The 23,454-nt window shown below is 32.2% G+C and carries 25 protein-coding genes and 7 pseudogenes; 29 read left to right on the top strand and 3 right to left on the bottom strand.

Translation table 11 applies throughout. The features are described 5' to 3' along the window. Positions 1-46: 46 nt before the first annotated feature. Positions 47-501 (bottom strand): annotated as a pseudogene (locus OTBS_RS04240) (conjugal transfer protein TraD). A gap of 274 nt (positions 502-775) precedes the next feature. On the opposite strand from OTBS_RS04240, the gene OTBS_RS14865 reads away from it, so the two are divergent. The 22 genes and pseudogenes from OTBS_RS14865 (at position 776) to OTBS_RS04160 (ending at position 16,784) form a co-directional block, all read left to right on the top strand. Further along, entirely contained in the window at positions 776-1,009 is a 234-nt protein-coding gene (locus tag OTBS_RS14865) for a hypothetical protein (RefSeq protein ID WP_162097307.1), read from the top strand. After that, positions 987-2,096 carry a MobA/MobL family protein gene (locus OTBS_RS17585; RefSeq protein WP_269763914.1) on the top strand — a complete coding sequence of 370 codons (1,110 nt, stop codon included), beginning with the start codon at positions 987-989 and terminating at the stop codon, positions 2,094-2,096. Before OTBS_RS14865 ends, OTBS_RS17585 begins: the two co-directional genes overlap by 23 nt. After that, positions 2,081-3,631 (top strand): AAA family ATPase, encoded by a 1,551-nt coding sequence (locus OTBS_RS17580; RefSeq protein ID WP_050897528.1) that lies wholly within the window; start codon positions 2,081-2,083, stop codon positions 3,629-3,631. Before OTBS_RS17585 ends, OTBS_RS17580 begins: the two co-directional genes overlap by 16 nt. Before the next feature lie 173 nt (positions 3,632-3,804). Then, complete coding sequence (locus tag OTBS_RS04230) at positions 3,805-4,431, top strand: hypothetical protein (protein WP_232488914.1); 627 nt, start codon at positions 3,805-3,807, stop codon at positions 4,429-4,431. Between the two features lie 340 nt (positions 4,432-4,771). Continuing rightward, positions 4,772-5,953, top strand: coding sequence for a toprim domain-containing protein (locus OTBS_RS16280; protein ID WP_041621215.1), 1,182 nt, complete (start codon positions 4,772-4,774; stop codon positions 5,951-5,953). Next, complete coding sequence (locus tag OTBS_RS16275) at positions 5,925-6,218, top strand: hypothetical protein (RefSeq protein WP_041621214.1); 294 nt, start codon at positions 5,925-5,927, stop codon at positions 6,216-6,218. The genes OTBS_RS16280 and OTBS_RS16275 overlap by 29 nt, the downstream gene beginning before the upstream one ends. 168 nt (positions 6,219-6,386) lie before the next feature. After that, positions 6,387-6,576 (top strand): annotated as a pseudogene (locus tag OTBS_RS11925) (Rpn family recombination-promoting nuclease/putative transposase); the annotation flags it as partial. A 439-nt stretch (positions 6,577-7,015) separates the two neighbouring features. After that, on the top strand, positions 7,016-7,168 hold the full coding sequence (locus OTBS_RS16270) for a hypothetical protein (RefSeq protein WP_232488819.1): 153 nt from the start codon (positions 7,016-7,018) through the stop codon (positions 7,166-7,168). 29 nt (positions 7,169-7,197) lie between these two features. Beyond that, positions 7,198-7,362: an Arm DNA-binding domain-containing protein gene (locus OTBS_RS18315; RefSeq protein WP_410517964.1), complete on the top strand. Its 165-nt coding sequence runs from the start codon at positions 7,198-7,200 to the stop codon at positions 7,360-7,362. A 70-nt stretch (positions 7,363-7,432) separates the two neighbouring features. Then, positions 7,433-7,678 (top strand): phage integrase central domain-containing protein, encoded by a 246-nt coding sequence (locus OTBS_RS14860; protein WP_050897527.1) that lies wholly within the window; start codon positions 7,433-7,435, stop codon positions 7,676-7,678. After that, positions 7,603-8,304 carry a tyrosine-type recombinase/integrase gene (locus OTBS_RS10295; RefSeq protein WP_162097316.1) on the top strand — a complete coding sequence of 234 codons (702 nt, stop codon included), beginning with the start codon at positions 7,603-7,605 and terminating at the stop codon, positions 8,302-8,304. Before OTBS_RS14860 ends, OTBS_RS10295 begins: the two co-directional genes overlap by 76 nt. Positions 8,305-8,395: 91 nt before the next feature. Then, positions 8,396-8,731, top strand: a complete 336-nt coding sequence (locus tag OTBS_RS04210) for a hypothetical protein (protein WP_011944246.1) — start codon at positions 8,396-8,398, stop codon at positions 8,729-8,731. After that, a complete protein-coding gene (locus tag OTBS_RS04205) occupies positions 8,731-9,282 on the top strand; it encodes a TraE/TraK family type IV conjugative transfer system protein (RefSeq protein ID WP_011944688.1) in 552 nt (183 codons plus the stop codon). Before OTBS_RS04210 ends, OTBS_RS04205 begins: the two co-directional genes overlap by 1 nt. After that, a complete protein-coding gene (locus OTBS_RS04200; RefSeq protein WP_011944247.1) occupies positions 9,279-9,680 on the top strand; it encodes a hypothetical protein in 402 nt (133 codons plus the stop codon). Before OTBS_RS04205 ends, OTBS_RS04200 begins: the two co-directional genes overlap by 4 nt. Positions 9,681-9,791: 111 nt before the next feature. Beyond that, positions 9,792-10,256 carry a TrbI/VirB10 family protein gene (locus OTBS_RS04195; protein ID WP_011944248.1) on the top strand — a complete coding sequence of 155 codons (465 nt, stop codon included), beginning with the start codon at positions 9,792-9,794 and terminating at the stop codon, positions 10,254-10,256. After that, positions 10,256-10,546, top strand: a complete 291-nt coding sequence (locus OTBS_RS04190) for a hypothetical protein (RefSeq protein ID WP_011944249.1) — start codon at positions 10,256-10,258, stop codon at positions 10,544-10,546. The genes OTBS_RS04195 and OTBS_RS04190 overlap by 1 nt, the downstream gene beginning before the upstream one ends. 52 nt (positions 10,547-10,598) lie before the next feature. Next, positions 10,599-11,422 (top strand): annotated as a pseudogene (locus OTBS_RS04185) (TraU family protein); the annotation flags it as partial. 80 nt (positions 11,423-11,502) lie between these two features. Then, complete coding sequence (trbC, locus tag OTBS_RS04180) at positions 11,503-11,823, top strand: type-F conjugative transfer system pilin assembly protein TrbC (RefSeq protein WP_011944350.1); 321 nt, start codon at positions 11,503-11,505, stop codon at positions 11,821-11,823. Positions 11,824-11,881: 58 nt separating this feature from the next. Then, positions 11,882-13,507, top strand: coding sequence for a conjugal transfer protein TraN (gene traN / locus OTBS_RS04175; protein WP_232488837.1), 1,626 nt, complete (start codon positions 11,882-11,884; stop codon positions 13,505-13,507). Positions 13,508-13,512: 5 nt separating this feature from the next. Further along, positions 13,513-14,217: pseudogene (locus OTBS_RS04170) on the top strand (conjugal transfer protein TraF). Next, positions 14,214-15,514 (top strand): annotated as a pseudogene (locus OTBS_RS04165) (conjugal transfer protein TraH). The pseudogenes OTBS_RS04170 and OTBS_RS04165 overlap by 4 nt, the downstream one beginning before the upstream one ends. 313 nt (positions 15,515-15,827) lie before the next feature. Next, a complete protein-coding gene (locus OTBS_RS04160) occupies positions 15,828-16,784 on the top strand; it encodes a type IV secretion system DNA-binding domain-containing protein (RefSeq protein ID WP_011944687.1) in 957 nt (318 codons plus the stop codon). A gap of 1 nt (position 16,785) precedes the next feature. Here the strand turns inward: OTBS_RS04160 and OTBS_RS04155 are convergent. Continuing rightward, positions 16,786-17,541 (bottom strand): annotated as a pseudogene (locus tag OTBS_RS04155) (Rpn family recombination-promoting nuclease/putative transposase); the annotation flags it as partial. 142 nt (positions 17,542-17,683) lie between these two features. On the opposite strand from OTBS_RS04155, the gene OTBS_RS11915 reads away from it, so the two are divergent. The 6 genes from OTBS_RS11915 to OTBS_RS04145 all read left to right on the top strand — a co-directional run bounded on the left by OTBS_RS11915 (position 17,684) and on the right by OTBS_RS04145 (position 22,288). Continuing rightward, positions 17,684-18,226 (top strand): hypothetical protein, encoded by a 543-nt coding sequence (locus OTBS_RS11915; RefSeq protein WP_232488913.1) that lies wholly within the window; start codon positions 17,684-17,686, stop codon positions 18,224-18,226. Positions 18,227-18,299: 73 nt separating this feature from the next. Continuing rightward, positions 18,300-18,587: a hypothetical protein gene (locus tag OTBS_RS15080; protein ID WP_173361678.1), complete on the top strand. Its 288-nt coding sequence runs from the start codon at positions 18,300-18,302 to the stop codon at positions 18,585-18,587. Further along, positions 18,580-18,990 (top strand): hypothetical protein, encoded by a 411-nt coding sequence (locus tag OTBS_RS16265; RefSeq protein ID WP_232488912.1) that lies wholly within the window; start codon positions 18,580-18,582, stop codon positions 18,988-18,990. Before OTBS_RS15080 ends, OTBS_RS16265 begins: the two co-directional genes overlap by 8 nt. A gap of 3 nt (positions 18,991-18,993) precedes the next feature. Next, positions 18,994-19,395, top strand: coding sequence for a DnaA N-terminal domain-containing protein (locus OTBS_RS11910; protein WP_232488911.1), 402 nt, complete (start codon positions 18,994-18,996; stop codon positions 19,393-19,395). Between the two features lie 4 nt (positions 19,396-19,399). Continuing rightward, the gene (locus OTBS_RS14045) at positions 19,400-19,537 is read left to right on the top strand and encodes a hypothetical protein (protein ID WP_157866353.1); all 138 of its coding nucleotides are present in this window, start codon (positions 19,400-19,402) and stop codon (positions 19,535-19,537) included. A 594-nt stretch (positions 19,538-20,131) separates the two neighbouring features. Further along, positions 20,132-22,288: a hypothetical protein gene (locus OTBS_RS04145; RefSeq protein ID WP_011944686.1), complete on the top strand. Its 2,157-nt coding sequence runs from the start codon at positions 20,132-20,134 to the stop codon at positions 22,286-22,288. 104 nt (positions 22,289-22,392) lie between these two features. Here the strand turns inward: OTBS_RS04145 and OTBS_RS16260 are convergent. Then, positions 22,393-22,548 (bottom strand): annotated as a pseudogene (locus OTBS_RS16260) (IS982 family transposase); the annotation flags it as partial. A 64-nt stretch (positions 22,549-22,612) separates the two neighbouring features. Between OTBS_RS16260 and OTBS_RS11905 the strand changes: the two are divergent. Continuing rightward, a protein-coding gene (locus tag OTBS_RS11905; protein ID WP_157866351.1) for an IS5 family transposase occupies positions 22,613-23,435 on the top strand; the annotation gives its coding sequence in 2 pieces (ribosomal slippage) (positions 22,613-23,001 and positions 23,000-23,435; 825 coding nt in all). The last annotated feature ends 19 nt before the right edge of the window (positions 23,436-23,454 follow it).

The following is a 23,454-nucleotide window of genomic DNA, read 5'->3' as shown; positions in this document are numbered from 1 at the left end:
ATCTTTATTATTAATTTATTATTAATAGGAGGTACTTTCTTCTTATTTAAGATACAAGCTCAAGTTTATACTGAATATTGAGAAGGCCATTCTTTAAGGCCTCAATGTCCTTAACATTGCTGCACCATTCTTGACGAAAGCTATTCCATTTTAAGCCATGAAGGCGAATGTGGTGCTTAGTGTTTTCGTCTGGTTCAGAGGAAAATTTTAAAATCACAGCAGCTTTATTTTGCTGTTCCTTATCAAAAATATTTTTACCGATTGTAGTCCAATGATTCTGAACATTTGGATGTTGTGTTAAAGTTTCTTTTAGTGAAACAATTGCACCAAATAAAGTGTTTGTCTGTAAGTGATCAAGCTTAGCCTTAGCGACTAGTCCACCCATTTCGATAAGACGTCGAGTACGCATTTTACGTTCTTTGATTTTGAGGTTAACCTCATCCATGATTAGCTTAGCTTTTTTTGTTGGAGAGTAATTTTTTGCTGCATAAGATTTGCCATGTTAGTAATTCAGAAAGATAAAAAAATCAGGCAAGAATATATCAAAATAAAATTCCAGTAAAGAAAAAAACCGCACCTGCCAAACCAACATCAAATAATTATAGTCAAAAAAACGTGAATTCAGGTTAGAAGCTTCATTAAAGAATAAGCTTATACGCAATATGTAAACTTGAAAGTTTACTGCTAAAAAATGGGTGCCAATTAGCCGATTGAGTGTTAAAAAAAGCAGTTTGTACTGGCAAAATCAAAAAACTCATGCTAACCTGAAACTCAGGTGAGGATTGGAGTTGAAATGGCAATACAGTTTGCAAGGATTGAATTTTTAAGTAGAATCAAAGGAGGAGATAGTTGTCGTAAGGCAGCGTATAATGCAAGAACTATTGTTAAAAACGAGAAGACAAATGTAAGTTATAACTTCTCTTGTAAAAAAGATAACGTATATCATACAGTGCTGATACCAGCTTATGTAAATCAAAAATTCAAGAATGTCCAAACAATTAATGAATGAGGTTGAACAAACAGAAAAACGAAGAAACAGTCAGCTATTGAAGGATATCGTAATAGCACTGCCAGACGATAAGGAATTGAATTTAGAGCATAGAATAGAAATAACTCATCAAATAGTTGATGCAATGGGGGAATGGGTGCAAAATGGTCTTGGAGTACAGATAGACATTCATAAGCCTCATAGAGGAGATAAAAACTGGCATGCGCACATATTGGTTACTACAAGAAGATTTAGAGAAGATGGAACTGGTTTAGGTGATAAAGCAGTAAATTTAAACCCAAAATGCATAACATTAAGTAATGGCAAAAAGGTTGTTATTAAAGATCCCGAGATGATTCATGAAAAAGTAAAAGAAATAATTAATGCATATTTTGCTAAATTAGGCTTATCAAATAGAGTTGATAAGATAAGTGCAGTACCGCAAGAGCATATTGGCCCTACTAGAATTAGGGGTTTAATTAATGAAGTTGCAAATGAAAATGAGTTACGTAAAGAGGCTAATTTAAAAATTATTAAGGATGTTGATGTAATAACGGATGCTATAACACATTACAAATCTATTTTTACTAAGCAGGATATTGAAAAAGCAGTAAAAGATATACCAGACCTAACAGAAAGGGGAATGTTAGTTCAGCAAGTGTTCAGTTCAAATAGAATACTAGAGTTATATCATGATGATGGTGAAAGTAGCAAATATTTTACTACAACTGATGTTAGAGACGAGGAAGTAAGAATAATAAGAATAGCTAATAAAATCAATAATCAAGTTTATTACAACGATATTTACAATCTTAAAAGTGATATAGAAGGTCTAGCAAATGTTAGTGAAGAACAGAAACAAGCTCTAAGGCATATTTTGCTTAGCACTAGTGGAGTTAGAGTACTAAGAGGAAGAGCTGGAACAGGTAAATCCACTGTTTTAGCAAAAGCATATAAAATTGCAACAAATCGTGGACAAAATGTTATTGGACTTGCTCCTACTCATAAAGCGGTATCAGAGCTGAGGAGCAAAGGTTATAAGGAAGTCTATACAGTAAAAGGATTTTTGTATAATCGAAAAAAAAAATTTTTATGCAAAATAGGTTAATAGTAGTAGATGAAGCTGGAATGGTTGCTACTAGAGAATATGCAGAGCTGTTTAGAGTAGTTAGAAACAATAATTGTCAACTGATACTTGCTGGAGATGAAAAGCAGTTAGCTTCAATAGAAAGAGGCGGAATGTTTGAGATGCTGAGTAATATTTTCAGTTCACATGTTTTAGTGAATATTCGAAGACAAAGTGAAAACTGGAGCAGAGAAGCAGCAACAAAGTTTGCTGAGAGTAATATTTTAAGCGGTATAACATTACTGAGACAAAATAAATGTATTAAGTTTGATAATACGTTGCAGGACTCAATGAGTAAGTTAAGATACAACTGGAGTCTAAGCAAGTTTAAGCTACATGAAAAATTGGTAATTACAGTACGTAATAAAGAGGTAGACATTCTTAATTCAAGTATTAGATCTTTGTTAAAAGCTAATGGCACGCTACAAGGCACAGAATATAGGCGTTCAATAGCTGGAAGGAAAGAGTCCTACATGGCTGGAGATCGAATTGTATTTCAAAAAAGCGATAAGGATTTACAAATACAAAATAGTGAATTTGCAACTTTAACTTCGGTTAATAAAAATGAATTTGTAGCTAAGACAGATGCAGGACAAGATGTGAGTTTTGACCCAAGCAAAATACAATTTAAACATGGTTATGCAAGTACTGTTTATAAGGCCCAGGGAGCTTCTATAAAAGATGTATACGTTTTACATAATGGAGTAAGTAATATAAGCAGCTCATACGTAGCTATGACAAGGCATATAGAGAAATTACAGCTATATTGCAATAAGGAAGCAACTAGAAGCATTAACAGCTTAATAAATCAGCTTAGCAGACCAAATGATAAATCAGCTAGCATAACTCTGAAAACTGCTCATGATTTGGAGAAAGCACGGACAAAGACAACTGTTTTTAGTAAAATCGAAAACTGGTTTAAGTCTATAATCAATGATATCAATGATAGATCTCATGTGAATGAAGAATATTATCACTTTACTGCTAAACCAGAGCAAGAAGCTAAAGTAGAAAGAGTCCAGCAAGAGAATTGCATAAAGCAATGTACCACCAAAGATATTTCTACTCCATTGTTTATGCAAATCAAAGAACAAAGACAGTACAATTATGATGTAACCATTTTGTCTGCAGAAGGAAAAACGATATCAAGTTTTCAGGAAGCTGGCATTGATAGCAGAATGGTATATAGCTCAAATGTTAATAATTTGAAGTACTATCAACCATTTCAAGGAGAAAAGATTCTTATAGCTGCAAATAATGATAAACAGAATAAAGAATATGTAAGCACTATAAACGATGCTGCAAAAGTACTGAAAAGTAAAGGAGCAATCACTAGCATCGTAGTTCCTTCAGAAGGTGAAGATTTTAACGAAATGCTAAAAAATAAAGGAGCCACAGCTGTTAAGGAGCTTGTGATACCTGAAATCATGAAATTAGTTAATAATCAGAACGTAAAAACAGACCCTGAACAAATTGTAAAAGCTAATATAGCTCCAAAAATTGGAATTAGACGGTAGACGGTAGTACTGAAGATTAAAAATTTACTACCATATTAACTTTTTGGTATTGTAATGCAATTTAAGTTCACTGAATTTATTTTTCATATTATGAGTTATAATATGTATTGACAGTTGCAATAAATCAATATATTAACTTTAAGATGGAAACAATAAATGTAACGGAGTTATTTATGGAAAATTCAGATATTATAAGTAGTACTGTAGCAGACATGACTAGTGTTGTCACAGACATGACTAGCGCTGTCACAGACATGACTAGCACTGTCACAGACATGACTAGCACTGTCACAGACATGACTAGCGCTGTCACAGACATGACTAGCACTGTCACAGACATGACTAGCACTGTCACAGACATGACTAGCACTGTCACAGACATAGGTAGTACTATAAGTAGTATTATAAGTAGCACTATCAATAGTATTATAAGTAGTACTACAAGTGATGAAATGATTGGTAATAATAGCCAATCTCAAGAAAGCGAAGGTTATTATTATTCACAGTTAGGAACATGGCTAGCTGTTGGATTTACAATATGCACGTTGGGTGCCGTGTGTGGATTAGCATACTTATACAAGAAAAGAACTAAACCATTAGAAGATAAATCAAGTAAAAATTATGAGCTTTCAGATCTAAATTGCGTTAAGGTAGACATTCCACTTCAAGAAAATGAGATTAAAGTGTTATCAGTTTCTGATGTTAGCTATGAGGATAATGGTAACAATGACTCTCATATTCCTTCTAATGATCTAGATAATAATTTACTTGGAGTTAATGTAACAGAACACTTATCTTAATAATATACCCTCTGCGAAACAAAGAAATAACCATCAAATTTGTTTCGCACGGTCGGGTTCTATGTATGTTTTTGCTTCTATGTGATACTCTAAACAAGGAAAATTTTCTAAAATACAGTATAAAGATTTCAACAGCTAAGTTTCACCTTGTGCATTTAGCAATAAAATTGTAATCCAAACTGTAAAAAGCGATGCGAAGATATAGGCAAAACGATTATTATTCAAACAGCCAAGAAGAACTACGAGAATTAAAGGATCAAATAGCTAGTAGAAAGGTAGTGATTTATTATCCCTGGTTCAAAGAGAAAAAGGATACAGCTTTTTTGAGGCAAAGGAATATTTGAAAACTATAGTTGGAATGTCTAATATTAGCCAACGGTATCATAGACAGCTTAGGACTGACGATTCTCAACAATATACTCAACAACCTGAAAGTGTTAAAATCGCAAAAGTTCAAAACTTGTATGAACTATCAAGCAGAATACATGGTTATGATATAGATAAGAATCCACATGCAGAAGTAGTAAACAAGTATCTTGAAAATCGTGATATTACTTTTGACAAAAGCACTGCAAGTTCAGACTTAAAAGCAAGTATACTGTTTGATACTCAAACGAGAGAAAATTATCCAGCATTTACAGCATTTGCAAGAAATTCAAAAGGAGAAATTACCGGAGTACAGGCTGTATATCTAAATTTGGCAGGAGATAAGGCGAATATTTCAATTAACAGAAGATCTTTCGGTAAAATCAGTGGATCGTTCATAACAATAGCAAAACGAAATGCGAATGACCCTAATATAACAATTATAGCAGAAGGCGCCGAAACAGCATTGAGCTTGCAGCAATCAGGCATTAAAGGTAATATCATTGCTAGTGCAGGAATTTCGAATTTGACAAATTATTCACCATTTCCTGGTGAAAAAATCATCATTGCAGCAGATAATGATAGCAAAAATTCTATAACTAATAATACTGTAATTAAAGCTGCAAAAACGTTAGAAATGAAGGGAGCGATAACTTGTATAGTCAAACCACCAGAAAATGGTGATTTTAATAATCTTCTGCAAACTTGTGGAGACCAGTCAATTAGAGACATTATAGAACCTGAAATTACTAAACTGACTAAGGCAGTTGAAACAACCAAACTTACTCAAACAGAAAATAATAGTATAGCAAAACAAAATGATATTACGAATGTTAAAGAATTGTATAATAAATCTTCATCTCTATACTACTGTAAACAAGAAGAGGAAGCTAAGGTGGAAACGATAGTTGTGAATAAATATCTAGAAAACCATACAGAAATTTATAGTTCAAAAATCTTTGATAATCCTAATTTAAGAGCAAATATGGTTTTTGATGAAAAGACTCAAAAATCCTGGCCTACACTCACTATTTTTGTTAAAAATGACAAAGATGAAATTACTGGAGCTAAGATATTAGCTCTGAATTCAAAAACATGTAATAAAGCTGATGTAGCTGAAAAATCTGTTGGTACAATTAGTTGGATCATTTGCTGAAATTGCTCAACAAAATTCAAAATATTCACCTGTAACAATCATTACAAAGGATATTGAAACAGCGTTAACCATTCAACAAGCTGGAGTCGAAGGCAAAATCTTATGTGCAATTGAAGCAGAAAATTTGCAAAACTATAATCCTGGCCCAAAAGAAAAGATCATTCTAGCAGTTAAAAATGACGTAAATACTGAAAAAGCTGAAAAAGTTCTAGAGGATAAGGAAGCAGTAGTCTGTACAGTCAAAAATGACTTCAATAATGTATAAAAAACTCAAGGATTATATGCTGTTAGAAATATTATCAGCCCTGAAATAAGAAAACTTAATGAAAAAATTGAATCAATACAAACTAATATACAACCAGGATTATGTCCGAAACACTAGGCAGAGTATGACACAGCATTTTTTATTAAAAAAACTATAGAGTAAAAAAATATGACAAAAAAATTAAAGCATGATTCATTGGCAAAGACAATCATGAGCGATCCAGTGGCTGCACAAGAATTTCTAGAGTATTATTTACCAAGTGATTTCAAGAGTTTAATAGATTTATCAAAAATAAAAGTAGAGCAAGAAAGTTATATAGAAGAATCGTTAAAAAAAATATAGCGATATCGTCTATAGATGTATAGTTTAAGATGATTTAACTAACTAGAAGAAATAAGTTAGATTAAGAGCTATTATGAGCTTTATAAGCTTTATAAAATCTGCTATGTAGTTTATTCTCGTTTGAGTTGATACATGAATTTAACTGTAGCTGTATTAATATTATTTGTCAATATGACAATAATATCTTGATGTTAATTGCGGAAATATAACGTAAATTTATGTCTAATATTTGGCTAGTTGAAGTGCTAATTTTTAATCCAGCAACTTGAATTTATAGTTGATAAGCTTAGAGTAACCTTCAATTGATAACGTCGCTTAAAAATATTTTTTATTTTTACAAAAGTATTTGCTATTCAATAAAAACCATACTACAGACTATAAGTTTAAGCTAATTTTAAAAATTAATAAGTTATTATTTAATTACTTCAATTTTAAATTAATGAAGGGTGATAAATATGCCAGTAAAAGTATTTAAATTTACACAAGCAGCATTAAATAAAATAAAAGTACCAACCAAAGAAGAAAAAATAATCAAGTTTAGAGATATAACACAAAGGAACTTACTGTTTATAATATCATATACTGGATTTAGAAGACTATATTTATGAATAAACATTAATGGCATGTATTATAAAAAATAAAAATAGGAGATTTTCCAGATCTAACGGTAGCAGAAGCTAGAAAAAAGATACAGCAGTTAAAAAGTGATATTGCTAAAGGAATAAATCCAATGGATGAAAGACGGAAGATAAATAAAGAAAGAAGAGAAAAAAGAGAGAAGAGGCTTAAAATTAAAGAATGAACTAACATTCGGACAGGTGCATGTAAAATATACTGAATATAGTAGTCTTTATCATAAAAGTTGGAAAATAATGGCTCAAAGAGTAAAGAGATATCTAGAATCTTTATACAATACAAAGATATCTGAGATTACCAAAGAAGATATTCAGAAGCTTTTTGACGAAAAAACAGCAAAGAAACACTATGTAACAGCAAACAGTATTCTAAAACTGTTAAGCCCTATATTTAATAAGGCTATAGAGTGGGGATTATTAGAAAAGAATCCTGTATGTGGAATAAAAAGGCACAAGCAAAAGAATCAAGATCTAGATATGTAACAAATGAAGAAATGAGAAGACTTATGGCCGTGCTAAAAGAAAAGGGAAATAGTCAATTAACAGAATCGCAAAAGCGAGCAGAACGATCAGGAAAAATTTTTACATTTATAAGTTTATTCACTGCAGCACGTAAAAGTAATGTATCAGGAATGAGATGGGACGAGATAAGCCTTAGCGAAAAAATATGGTGTATACCAAAAACTAAGAGTAAAAATGGTAAAACTCTATATATAGGGTTAGCTGATAAATTAATAGAAGTATTGCAAACCAGAAAACTATGCTCAAAAAGTGAATGGGTATTGCCAAGTTCAGCAGACAATAGTAAACACATATCAAGTTCAACAATGCATCGAGCATGGGCTAAGATTCGAAAAAAAGCCGGAATACAGAATGTAACAATACATGATCTTAGAAGAACGTTTGCAACTTGGATGAAAAATAATGGTGAAACACTAGATACAATATCTCAAATATTAGGACATAGTAATACTAATATAACTAAAATTTATACTATACATAGTTTAGATAAGGCAACAATTGCTACAAATAAAGTTGTCGAAAATATGCTGAGTATATTCGGTACCAATGTTTGTTTGAACGAGATACTATCTGGAATAGTGCCATAATTAAGTTGCGGAGAAGAAAAATTGACAACAACTTAGCTAAGTAGTTACTCTACATTAGATTTTGTAAATTTTTGAAAATCGCAGTAGCAGAATGAGAAATCTCATGCTACAATTGAGGCTGAAGGTAATTATACAAAATCAAAAATTATGTTGGGCATTATCGAGGCCGTTGAAGTATATGGGTTTGAGCATTGACGAATGGGGAGTAGTGCTAGCTGGAGTAGCTCCAGGAATTGTACTACTAAACAGCAGGCATGCTAAATTAGGCCTAGCCTTTATGGTTGGAGGAATTGCTCTATGTTATTGCTTTAAGAAAATTAAGAAGGTATCTGAGAATTTTTTGCTAAAAAGTTTTTTAGTAGCTAAAGGTTTATTGCCAGCTCCATTAGGATATCCAAGGCTTTTGGGCAAAAAAGTTGGCAAGTAATGAATCATCTCTTTAAGCAAAATGCTATACAAGAGCTGGTTAAATATAATAAATGCTTACTTTCAGTAACTATATTGCTAGCTGCAGCTAATATAATTGCGATAATGGCTGCAATTACCAAAGAAGAAAAGTGGTTATTAATTCCAGCAATGGAGCCTGATCGTAAAATGATGGTTTCATCAAAAAATTACCATGAAACCTATTTAAAGGAATGGGCAATTTATGTAACGAAACTCTTATTTACTACTTCTCCAAATGAGGTAGAAAGACAAATAGCAGACATGAAAGTTGCATCTAGTAATACTGAATCTTTAAATAAATTTTTTCATGATCACTTGCAATTTGTTAAAGGCTCAAATGTGTCTTCAGTCTTTTTTCCGAAGAAGGTTGAAGTGATAAAGGATGGAGTATTAATTAGTGGAACGCTTCGTTATTGGTTTAGCGATAGTAAACATATAGCTGTCGATAAGACTTACCTTTTGACTTACAAGCGAAGTCCTAATTACCTTTTGTTGTTAACTGGCGTTAAAGAGAATGGAATAAAAAAATGAGTATTAGAATTTTGAGGTTTATGATAGGGTTTATTGCTTTAGTCAAGTTTAGTGATGTATATGCGGTAGAATATGAGTTAGAAGTTGATAATTTGCTGAAGCTTGAGATTTCTGATAGTGGGCCAACAAGAATTAATCTTAAAGATGAAAAAATCAATGATATTTTTATGTATCCTCAAAATGCAGCCGAAGTTGTAGTTCATGAGTCTGGATGTTTGTTTATTGCTCCACGAGAAGAAGAAAAGAAGCTTTATTTAACAGTAATAGGAGAACACAAAACAATTCAAGATTTAATGTTAACTTTTACTCCAAAAACTCCAAGCCATGTAACGCTTATTAATGCTGCTACAGAAGAAGCTGAAAAGGATAATTCAAAAGGAAAAATAAAATTAGCTTAAAATGCTAGTTTTTACTTTAAAGCTTGTTAAGCTCAGCATCAAGCATATTAAAACTGCTTCAAAGTAAAATTTCATTATGGAGATATTATTGAAAACAAGGCGGAAGGCTGGTTGATAGGTGAAGATGGACGTTCTGGAATTAAAGGAATCGTGGTAGATAAATCGTCTAACATAGCAAGCATGGCTGCATTAAATGGAGTATTTAGCAATATTGCTAAGTTTCTACAAGCTAAGGCTATTAAACCTGATATGCTACCAACTTTAAACCTAGTAGCTGGAGGTCATCAACAACAAGAGTTTCAGATTGGAGATGCGCTTCAGTCTGGAGCTTACTCTGGAGCTAGTAATGCTTTTGATAAGCTAGCTGATTTTGCTATAAAACAAGCTGATTCTATGAGCCCAGTCGTTCTTATTGCGTCAGGTAGAGTCATCGATGTTGTATTTAAAAAAGGTTTTGACTTACGTGAGCACAAGAAGAAGCCACATAATTTAACTTATTCACAATCAACTAACAATGAAAAAGTTAATTTGCATAATAAATTCGACCAATCACAAAAGTTAGAGGAGCATTTATAATGAAGTTTTTATTATTGCTATTGGGCTGTATGAGCCTAACAAGCTTCTTTTTCGAAAGTAATTTTGATTGTAAAATTCCTAAAGGGCAAAAATGTAAGTCTTTATATGAAATAAAGAAAATGGCTGCTCAAGGAGTTTTTGACCCTGATAATGTTGAGAAAGTTGAAACATCAAAAATTAAATCAAAAAGGCGTTGTGTTCTATACTGTAAGCGATCTAAAGCAGTTCAAGGTGTAGCTGTTGTTAACACTTCACCTAAAAAACCAAAAATGAGTGATATTGCAACTTAAAAATGATTTATGTGATAATATAGGTTAAATTACTATATCTCTGTACTTTACAAACACTTCAATGCCTGATACTAATGCTTCTGGTAGACTTATATGTCTTTGTCCTAAGCCAGGGATTCCAATACCTGTACCTGGTATATTCCGGTAGGATTTTGGGAGCCAGTACGCCTTGTAGATGTTACAAAGTCGCCAATGTGTATGGTAAGTCTTGGAGGTTTGTCATTTGGAAGTGCTACTCAAAAAGGCATGAAAGATGAGGCTGAAGGAAGTGCTTTTTATCACATTCATTGGTATGTCTATCCTGTGATTTATTGGCTGGAAATTTTGCTTGATTTTATTTGTCTGGAAATGGCTGCAGTCGATATAGCATATTTAACAGAGTTTGATCCATTATGGAGTGATGACGCTAAATCTGCGATTTTAAATCCAGAAACGCTGTTGTTTCAAAATGTAGCTGCTTATCAAGCATGTATAGCTGATTGCATGAGTTGCAGCGCTGGTTTATTAGCAAGTGATTATGCTTTTTGGTGTGCTGAATGTCAAGGAATGCTTTACCCTTTTACTGGAACAGCTGCGGCGCATAATGGTGGAGTTGGAACATCTGTATTAATGGTAAGTAAGTTTATGGCTAGAATGCATAGGCAACTGATGTTATGGGGATATTATGGTTATAAAGGCTTATGTGGCAAGTATCCCATGCCTATTATGAAGAAAAGTCAGTATCGACTACAAATGACTTATCCGATTCCAGAAACCAGATCCTGCAAGAGCATAGGCCAAACAGAAGCTACATGGCAGGCTGGAAGAGAATTTCCAGTTAATGGTGAAGATTTTGGTTACTTGATTTGGCGAAAAAGAGATTACTGTTTGCTTTGATAAGGGTTAGAGAGGAATATGGTTATACGAGTAATGATGTTGATGGTTTTATTATTTGTTAATAATGCTAATGCTTTTTTTTGGGCCAGCAAAAAACTTTTATTTTTGTCTCATTTTCAATGAGTGATGAGGCTTTAAAAAGCTATTTTGCTGAATCTCAAAAGGCTGGAGCTCAATTGATTATGCGTGGGTTAATTAATAACTCATTTACACAAACAAAGAATAAAACTATGGAGCTTGGTATTAGCTTCGATATAGATCCTAGCTTGTTTGAACAATATAAAATTGATGTTGTTCCTGTGATAGTAATAGATGATGAAAAAAGAGGATTAACCAAGAAATTAACTGGCCATATTCCTTTAGCAATAGCATTAGAAATTATGAATGAGAATACTCAATGAGATTATTATCTATATTAACTTTTTGATAGTGCTCAATATTAGCTGTTGTTTAGCTTCAATGCAAAGCAGTTATAATGAAGCTAGCAACTATAATGTAAATCTTGGAAATTCTTCAAATACACAAGAATTATTTCATCAAGGTAGTAATGTCAATTATCCTAACAATGATGAGGATTTAACCTACCATGGCCGTAATCAGCTTGGTACAGAAAGTGGGGCAATGTTATTTCAAGCTGAAAACAGTAAAAACAATGCCTTAACTCAACATAATATCAACGATCAAAATTATATGATAGCTAATTCAATGAGAATTGAATCTGATCCTTTAAGTGCCCTTGATAGCAGTAACTTCGTAACTCAAACAAGTAAAACTAATACTGAAATTATTCAAAGTTGTAATGAAGGTAGTAATTTTAACATTGAACTTATTCGAGAATTAAATGTTGAGTGCAGATTAGAGAATGTATGGCTTTCTTGGCAAAACCGGCAAATGGAATTTGCAACAGAAGAAATAAAGGAGAATCATAGTAATTGGCTTAAGAGTCGTAGCGATGTCTATGATGATGAATTAGGTGCACAAATATACTGCCTAGTAGATGATCCCGAAGCAATTGTAAAACAAATGAAATGGGCTATTGCTAATAGGCTTGGTGTATCTATACACCATATTGGTAGAAATTTTTTATTAGAAGTAAATGAAAAAATATGTATACTTCACTATGACTACAGAGATAAGACTCAAGAACTAAGGAAAGTAGCAGAATATTGGCAAGTTTTAAACCCTGAACTTGAGCAATTAACTGAGAGTAATGAATGCTATGAGGTCAATAGAATCAACTATGATGGTGGTGATAGAGTATTTTTTGACAAGTTTAAAGTCAATCGTCCATATTGGAAACAAAAGATTCTTTTTTCTTGTACTAGCGATCCAAAAGATGGCTGCAAACACCTTAAAATTCAGAATTGTGAATTAAAAAACAGCACTTGCCAAAAATCAGTAGCAAATATTTGTTTACTATGGCAGCACGATTATAGCTGTTCAACTGAGAAGCAAACAATGCTACACTCATCGTTGCATAATAACTCAATCTTTTGTTTAGGAGGTAATTGCAACACTCCAACTATTATACCAAATAGAGATATAGCTAAAGTAGCTCATCTAGCGATGCTAAATCAGATGAGCAAGGACATTAAAACAAATCCCGTTTCTGTATTTTCAGGTAAACATCGAAAATGCAAAAAAGATGTATTTAGTTTTTTGAATTGCTGCTCTTCAATGACTGGCTGGGGGCGTGATATAGGCTTATCGCAATGTAAGTCTAAGGAACAAGAATTAGCTTTATATAGGAAAAAAGGTTACTGCTACTATATTGGAACCTACTGTTCTTCAAGAATTCCGATATTAGGTATTTGCTTAGCTAGAAAGTCTACTTATTGCTGCTTTCAGTCGAAACTTGCAAGAATTTTTCAGGAAGAAGCAAGAAAACAGCTAAAAATGAACTTTGGTACACCTGAATGTCCAAAGTGTAGAGGCCTTACTGTTGAAGAGTTACAAAAAGTTGATTTCACTAAAATCAATATGGATGAACTATTTGGAGATATACTCACTAAGGCTCAAAACAGCATGAACAAAGACATTATTGCAGGAATCAAAGATAAAGTTCATCGTATGCAACAAACTTAGTCTAAATGAGCAGATTATTAATGTTTATGATATTAATTAGTCATTTATCCACTGTTGATGCTTCACCAACAAGATTTTTATGGTACAATGATAAACATGGTCATGAGCTTGATGACTCTGCTGCTAATTCTAAGTTGATGAGTAGGCCTCATGACCAGAGAATCGAGGAATTAAAGGAGCGATTTAATCGAGCTTAGCGTATAGCGCTGGATAATCCAACGCTCGAAAATGTGATTACAGCTCAAAGATTGCAGAAGCAAATCATGGAGAAGGCTCATAAGTTTGCTACTATGTGGCAACTAGCTACTCTACTTGATTACCAACTGATTAATGCTAATGAGCCTGCTAATAGCTTACATAGAAAGCTATATCAAGAAAAATCAGAGCAAAAAAATGATTTCAAACTCAAAAACATTGCTAAAAACTGGGGATTGATTTTGCAAGTTAAACAAGATTGCTTGCTCTGTAAGGCCTTTATGCCTATTGTTCAGTGCTTTGCTAATAAATATGCATTTCAGTTGCTAGCTGTCAGTAAGAATAATGAGTTGCTTAATAAACTAAATCCTAAGCATATTGTACCTGTATTATATTCAGTAGCTAGCGATGGTAAAAAAATATATGCAGTAGCTAGAGGCATAATCTCTGAAGATAAAATTATCGACAATATTCTAGCAATCGATAGATATTATCATAAGTTGGAGACTACATGAGCACCAAAATCAGAGTTTATGCCATTACAATGCTATTATTGCTACAAGCTCCAGTATCACTAGCTTGGAATATCGAAAACGTATTTCAAGGAATGAGTATTAATGTCACAAGATCTGGATCATATCAAGATCAAGCGGCTGGATATTATGCGGCTGGCGGATTATCTGCCAGAACAAGCCAAACATCATTTCAGCCATTTGCTATAACTCCACCATCTTTAAACATGAGCTGTAGCAGTATTGATGCCTATCTTGGTAGCTTCTCTGTTATTTCTGGAGAAGAATTAGTTCAATTGATGAAAAACATTGGTTCTCAAGCTAAAGTCTATGCTTTTTCATTAGGATTAAAAACATTTGCTCCACAGATTGAGAACGCTCTCAAGGACTTACGTAATCTAGCAATGGAGATGAATCAATTTGCCAAAGGAGATTGTGAATTAACAAAAGCATTATTTGCTACAGCTTTACCAAAGAACTGGGCTATGAGAGAAGCTGTTTGCCGTGATATACAGTCACAAAGCGGGTTTGATTATTTTGCTGCTGGTAAAAAATGTCGTAATTATTTAGATCAAAAACAAGCTCTGCGACAAGCACAAAATAAGGATTCAGAGTTATGCTGGATGATTATAACATCTTCACTAAAGCAGCAGCAAAGGTTGGAATACCATCAAATATGCGTGATTCAATCATGTCTATGACTGGCACTATCGTGGTTACAAACAATAATGTGTACTTTTTTGACTCCTTAGCTCAGGATGAAAAAAGTTGGATTAGTCATTTAAAAGGTGGAGAATCAGCTTCAATTTACAGCTGTGATAGTGTTAGTTGCCTGCATCCAAGCCTACAACGAAATATCACAATATCACCAGAGCAGTCTTATGCAGGTAAAGCTAAGCAAAAATTGACTGATCTAAAAAATAAGTTTGATAAGAATTCTGAATATAGCAACTCTGAAATAGCCTTTTTATCTTCGATTGGAGATATATTTCCAATTTATGATTATATCACATTAGAAGCTATTTCTGGAGTCACAATTTTAGAGATCTCATCAGAATTAATAGCTAGCTATACATTAGTTCAGCATTTGAAGGAAGTAATCACCGAAATACGTAGAGCCGTTACTTCACTAGGTGCTAAGCAAGTTTCGAATGAACATTTAGAAAGATATTTGAAGGAATTGAATCGAGTACAACTTTTTGCAAATGAAAAATGGACTAGCCTACAAACCGATGCAAGTCGAATAGATAAAAGGGCTAGATTAATAGAGCAGCATTTAATAGCGAAGGAGAAAAGTTAATGGATTACGTAATATACACATTTGGTGGTGGAGATCTGTTATGGCATGTGTTTAATGGCATAGGCAGAGGTCTTTGCTTCAAATAGCGAATACTTCACTCCAGTGGGTCACTTAGCCTTGACTATTGGTGGCATATGGGCTGCTACTAGGGCTATTTTTAGAGGAAATATCGGCATCTTTGCTATGGGAATGGTTTTTTCCATCGATATTTATTTTTACGCTGTTATTTGCCCCCAAATCTACTGTTTGGCTGAAGGATGAAGTATCAATGAGTGCGCCAGTAAAGGTTGATAATATTCCCATAAGTATTGCAATGTTTGCTTCTCTTTCATCGCAAACGAGTTACTTTGTATCTAAAATTGATGACTTTTTTGCTAAAAATGCTGAATTAGTCTTGTCTGAAGCGTTGAAGCTATATCAGGATGACAAAGATATCATAAAACTAATTCATACAATCATTTACTCTGATAATAGACAATTTGTAAAAGCTTTTAGAAACACCGCTGTATCAGGCATTATAAGCGAAAGCGCGCCTGAAACTTCTGCGGGAATTCAATCTACTCTTGGAAAGAATATTACTTCGCTACAATATTTAAAGCCTGGAGGTAATTTTAGCATCAAGGAATGGTTTAGTAATTCTGCTGAAACTGGATGGCTATTTATCACAGCTACTCCAAGTCAAAGAGCTACTTTACAGCCACTTATTTCAGCATGGATAAGTATAGCTATCAAAGCTTTGATGTGTAGAAATCCTAATCATGATAACAAAAACATATGGTTTATACTTGATGAACTGCCAGCTCTACAAAAAGTTTCATCTTTACCAGTTGCTTTAGCTGAAAGTAGAAAGTATGGAGGCTGCTTTGTTGCTGGGTTGCAGAACATTCATCAATTAGAAGAAATATATGGCTCTGCAGGGTGTGCTTCTATGCTGGATTTGTTTAATAGTAAATTTATTTTTCGAGTTAGCGATCAGGTTACAGCTTATAAATCAGCATTAACACTAGGTGAGGAAGAAATTATTGAAACTCAAGAAAACTTGTCCTATGGATCTAATACTATGCGAGATGGAGTAAATATGAATAATGTTGAGCGTAAAAAGCTTTTAGTTATGCCATCTGAAATTATGAATCTACCAGACCTTACATGTTATGTAAAGCTTGTTGGTAACTTTCCCATCACAAAACTAACTATGAAGCTACAAAACTTAAATATAGCATATGTTTGGGGATATACATTGCTCAAAAAACTTAAGTTAGTGAATTATTAATTCAAGAATTATCCATGCTAACTTTTAAATTAACCACTTCTTCGTTTGATAACCCAGTATTTTCAGCAATAAATTCAACTGAAAAGCCAGCTTTTAATAAGTTCCTTGCAAGCCCTTGTGCGGCTTCAGCTCTGCCTTTAGCTATGCCTTCATCAATATATTTTGCAGCAATAGTTCTCATAATATTACCTTTTTCTTCTTCAGATAAATACTTAGCCAGAATCTGCTCTAATTCTGGTTGCTGATTCTCTAGTAATTTAGTATCAGTATACCATAAAAATGATCTTAGGTAAACATAACCTTTTTCTTTATCAAGTATTAAAACATGTTTGAAGTTTATTAGAAACTCTTGCCAAAGCTTTAACATATCTCGTTGATGAATGTGTTTTAGCATATATTCGAGCATTCCGATATGCTTTTTCCTAATAATTTCATCATTCGACATACTTTGCAAATCGACTAATTGATAGTCAGAGGTCATTAATTGCTTAGCTATCATTGAATCGGTAAATAAATCCCACAAATTTCTAGGTGCGTTGTAGACTTCTTTGCCGTTATAGATCACTAAATTATACACTAATGGTAATTTAGTTTTTTCTTTCTTATGCCTTTCGCACAATAACAATGTGTATCTCCATAACCGCAGAGCTGTCCAATAATCAACGGTTGATTGAGCTTCAATTAATATATAAATAAAAGCATTGCCATGCTTTTTGGTTGCAACTTTATAGACGATATAGATGTATAGTTTAAAACTACTTAAGTTATTATAAGCCTTTCAGAGCGTTAAATTTCGAGTGTAGCAACAAAATTGCTACATTTGTGCTAAAAAAAATGTGGTTTTTGATAGCAAAAATTGCCTAAATCACCTGCTATACCTGACATTTTTGGAGGTTGAAATGGTGCGAGATTTGCGTAATTTGGCAAGCAATAATTGCAAAATTGCTAATAATAACAGTAGCAATAATGCAACTGTTTTTTATCGTTTTATTGGAAATTTTGTTCCAGCAGAATGGAAAGATCTGATTGGAGATAATGCTAAAGCTTTAAGCAAGACATCTAAACAGCTTCTATCATTGATAGTATATAAACTACAGATCTATTACAATAATGATATAGATGAATTACAGGAAAGTTATTACTTTTTTGAAAAGGAGTTAAACCTTCGTTACCGCAGAGTTAGGCAATGCTTGGTTGAATTAAGAAATGCAGGTTTTATTAAAGTTGAAAATAGAACAATAATTAAAGGCAATCTCAAGGTACGTAATATTCTTTGTATAAAACTTCTAAAAAATTTTCAGCGTTCCACTGAAAAAGAAAAAAAGAAGAAAAAATTGTCCTTCTACAACAAAAAAATTTTCACATCAATTTGCAAGAATTTGCAGGTGAACCTGCAAAAAATTGCAGCTACATATATAGATATAATAATAATAAAAAAATAATAATAGATCTAGATCTACTGAAGATAAGTTAGTAGAGAATGATCAAAATAAAAATGAAGATCAACAGCAAAATTTGAAGTTTAAATATACTGAATCTGATGATTTTATAGAAATTGAGTTAGTAGGAAATGAAAAAGAAGATCAACAGCAACAACAGAATTTGAATTTCTATGAGCTTAGTGATTTTAGTAATGAAAAGCAAGCAAACAAGGATTATGAGCAAAATAGTGAGTTAGCAACTCCAGCTATTACTAAGGATTTAGAGGTTGAAAAGAATGAATGCTTGCTCAAAAGAAAAAGACTAGCAGATTATTTATCCACTAACACCAGAAGATGCAGTTATACTGCAACGTATGTCTAGTAGAAGCTTCAACATATACTTTATAAATCAATTACTGTTGAAGTTATCAAATAAATATTTACTACGTCATTTTGAAAATAAGACAGCAGTGCTAAACTATATGGCAAAAGCGTTAGCAAATGAATTACTAACTACTGATCAGGCTAATAGTGGAAATTTTCGATTTAATGACGTAGGAAGATTTAAAGAACAGTATATAGCAAACATTGAAGCTGGTACAGACCGTAGTATGAAGGCTCAGTTGAAGCGTAAAATAGCTGGAGTTTTTGAAGCAGATACTGCTTATCAAATTTTAACATCTTGTGATTTTGGAGCAGCAGTTAAAAACAAATATTACATCAAGTTGATTAAGAATATTTCACTGTCAGATCATATTAAATTCAAGATACTACAAGAGGTATGAGCTGTGCATGGCAACGATATTGAGCAGTTACAAGTTATACCATTTGATGAATCAAAACAAGTTACCAATAGCACAACGGAGTATCAAAAAACCACAGTTTTACAGCAACAAATAAGTGATGAAGATTACCTTTCAGAACTTAGTAAAGAGCTAGGTTCTAACTCTATATTGTTCAAAGTACGAAAATACATACTTCAACATTACGAATATAAGAAAGTTATTGATAAAACATGGTTTAGTAAATTAGAAGTTGTAAATGAAGATAATGTTAATAAAAAGATATTCATTAAGGCTTTAACAAGCTTTGCAGATAGCTATATCAAATCAAATTATAAGCACATTCTAGAGCATGCTTTTGCAGCTCAAGGGTTTTTGTTGAAATTAGTTGAGTTTATAGCAAGTTAGATTAATGATTAATAGCAGTGATATACAAAATTCTACTCAGAAAAATTATGGTGCTTTATTTATTTTTTTGTTATATTGTAAGCTATATGATAATCATTTAACAGATTGCGAAGGTTCAAAAAGGTTGAAAATTCATGAATAATTATTTATCGTTCTATACTTTGCTGCTAAGCAAAGCTGTACTGGAGATTATATTACAATAGTGATAGTATAATTTCAGGAGTAAAATGATGTCTGAATCTAAGACTAAATATAGATATTCTTTACATCGCGCTATTAATGATACAATAAGTTAATATATTTAAATTTTAATTATAGTTAACCAGAATTTGATATCTAAACATAGCAAAACCTAGGAAGAATAAGTGTTATAGTTCTTTTAATACTTATGTATAGATTAAACATTTATCGTCGTAGATTCTTTGTTTAAAATACTTGCTACATGTTTCTACTAAGAAAGAATCTCTGCTAGATAGATAATAATAGTTTCACTTGGTTTTTTATGTACCTTTTTTGTAATGTTACACTATAGTTGCGATACTTTCTATTCATACAGTTTGTCATACTTTTTATCTCAAATTCTGGTTATTATAGCTAACTTGAATTTATTAAGTTAGCTGTTTGTTCACTTTTCCTATTGCTTCGTATTTTGCAATTTTCTTAATTGACTTTAATATTTTTTACAATTATACATTTAGTATAAAATTTTAAACAGAGATTAAGGATTATTAAATATATGATATCAGATGAAATACGAAGAGAGGCTTTTGGGTATGTGCAAGCAGGTAATAAGGCCGCTCTTCTAGAATTAACAGCCTTGCATCCTAAATTAGTTTATACCAGATCTCAAGCAAACAATGATACACTACTCATAAGAGCGTTTAAGTATCTAAGAGAGGACATCATCGAAGCTCTATTGATTCTTGAAGCTGATATCAGTGCTAAAGATGAGCATGGTATGCCTGCCACAATGTGGATTTATGATACTAAACGTACTGATTTAACTACTGAGGAGTACGATAATACTGCATTACGTATATCAAAAAAATATCTTTCTCTTGATGAAAAGGCTAAACTTTATTCAGATGACTACACTAATTTGCTACTTAACAGCACTAAAGATAAGTTTCCAGTACATTATAATGATGAAGGATATGATCATACTACTATACTAACAAAAATTATACAGAGAAATTTAGTACAGTCTGCAGAATGGTTTATTAAAAACTTTCAACTTAATCAAAATGAGATAGCAGAAAGCCTTATAGCAGGTACCATCAGAATGTCTAGCGGTAACTTAACTAGTACTGAAGTAAGAAAAGTAGAACTTTTTTTAGAAAAACATTTGAGTCTAATAGATGAAAACTCAAAGTGCGCTAATAATTTAGCAGAAATGCTCTTTCAAAGAAAATTCTATAATTTATATGATGGAATTGATATGGTTATGAATAATTTTGAAGAGTTGCAAAGTGGTCAATCTATTGGACATTATGGATATATGGTTTACCATGATATTCATTTATTAGTTGCAAAGATATTAATAAAATTTGGAATTGATTTACAAGACTATAAACCAGACGTTCAAAGTTTAACATCGGTACATGATAGCCTTATTCCGCTATTATGCGAGCAAATCGATACATATGATTATCAATCATACTTTGAAGGCCTACCTAATAATGTTAAGGAGTTATTATTGAAACCAGAACTTCCTGCTGAAGATAATGAGGAGAATTCAAGAAGCGCTTCGCCTCCTCCTTATAATCCAGAAGGAGAAGAAAATATAGATCCATATACTGTATTTATTAATTCCGAAGTATATTGTAACACACGAGATGCAGTCATATTGGAATCTACTAAGAAAAAAATATTACAGCTTACTAAAGTTAGCAGTATTCTTTCTGAGATAAAGCATAATAAAGATTACGAAGATTTTCATATTTCACATGAAGATTTACCTATTACAATAGATGTAGTATTAAATAGAATCGATTATCTAAGAAAAAAAGATAATGCTCAAGAATCTGATAAACAAGAAATTGAAGCTATATCAAACTTTATTAGCAATAAAATTATCTTATCTGTTGCAACTGATGAAGAAGCTATAGATGTATGCAATAACTTCATAGAATATTTTATGAATAAATGTAACAGCAAGACACGTTTTGAAGAGTTCTTGAATGAAAATATGCTAGAAGATAAAGCTAATAAGGCTCTTAAATCTATGCTATATCAAACAACAGAAGATAGTTTTAAAACAAATATTTCTAGCTTAGCAACTAAAATTATAGAACTAACAAATGGAATAGTACTTCCATTTGACATTGATTTTTTAAATTTAAATGATACTAATTCAAAAATAGTAGATATTGATTATGATAAACAAATCTTAATAAAAAATAACCTAAAAGTATTCAGTTTTCCGAATACATATCGCCTTCCTAATGTTGATAAATTAGAAGAATTATCATCAGAGTATAATAGTCCTGATATGTGTCAGTATTATAAAAATCATCTAGAAGCATTTAATCCAATATCAATGTTGTTAGAGATCGCTCATGATGAAGATAAATTATCTGAGCAAAAGCAAGCTTTTAGTAATGACTATGCAAATATAAAATCAAAAGCTGAAGAGCAGAGTTCAGATCCATTAAAATTAACGCAAGTAATGTCAAAATTAACACATATAACTCTAGTTATTGATGAGTCTCTTAATTTATGTATGAAATTAAGCAAATATTTAAATATTAGTCCACTTAAGCTATTACTTAAAGAGTATCAAGATAAGTATGCTTTATTATCTGAAGAGTATAACAATGTATTGATGGAGCATAATGATGAACAGGGCGTTATTGGTGATATAGAAATTGAATCGAGTAGTATAGATTTGTAAAAAAGCTTGCAAAATAACTTGGTTTAGTTTTATAAGAGGTATATTAAATTTATTAAATACAAAGGTTGATATAAGAAAGGTATTAAAATATAGAAAACGCCAATTTAGGATAAGGAGTTAGAATAGGAAGAAGAGGAAATAAGATAGGGATTAAGTTTGGAGATAGAATAACTAGCAAGAGAAGCAATGATATGAACAAAGAAATTAATGGGAGAGCGATGTCTAGTATGCTCTAAATGCATATGTTTTTTTAGTACATTAGACTTCTTTCGAAACTATACAATGATGTAAAATGGTGTTATAAAAATCTGATTTGAAGTAATAATGAAATTAGATCAGATTAAAGAGTTAAAGGATGAAAAATTTCGTCGATTAACAGTAGTAAGGAAGGGAACATTCTCAAAGATGGTGGATATTTTGAGGAAAGCTGATGGTGTTAAGAAATCAAAAGGAGGGCGTAAAAATAAGCTCAATTTGGAGGAACAGTTATTGATGGCCTTAGAATACCTTAGAGAATACCGTACTTATTTTCATATAGGTCAGAACTATGGGATTAGTGAAAGTTCAGCATATAAAGCTGTAAAATGGGTAGAAGACACCTTAGTTAAACACCCAAACTTTGCTCTTCCAGGTCGTAAAGCTCTAATGAATAGCGATATGAATTATGAAGTAGTCTTGATTGATGCTACTGAGAGTCCAATAGAAAGACCCAAAAAAACAAAAATTCTATTATTCAGGAAAGAAGAAAAGGCATACACTAAAGACTCAAATAGTGGTAGACAAGAAAACACACCAAGTAATATGTACAGATTTTTCTAACGGTAAAAAACATGACTTTAGATTATTTAAGGAATCCAAAATTCTTATCCATCCTAAGATTAAAGCGATTACTGATATAGGATATCAAGGTATACAAAAAATTCACAATAATTCTGCATTACCAAAGAAAAAAAGCAAGAAAAATCCTTTAACTAAAAATGATAAAAAGAATAATCGTAGGTTAGCAGGAAAAAGAGTTGTCAATGAAAACGTTATTGCTATGCTAAAACGGTTCAAAATTATTGCTGACAAATATCGAAATAGACGTAAAAGATTCGGTCTTAGATTTAATTTGATCTCTTGCATTTATAATTTTGAACTACCTTAACCAGTTTCGAAAGAGGTCT

Source organism: Orientia tsutsugamushi str. Boryong, from assembly GCF_000063545.1.
Lineage (GTDB): Bacteria > Pseudomonadota > Alphaproteobacteria > Rickettsiales > Rickettsiaceae > Orientia > Orientia tsutsugamushi_C.
The sequence above is the reverse complement of the archived record's forward strand: the minus strand, read 5'-3'. Positions and strand labels throughout refer to the sequence as shown.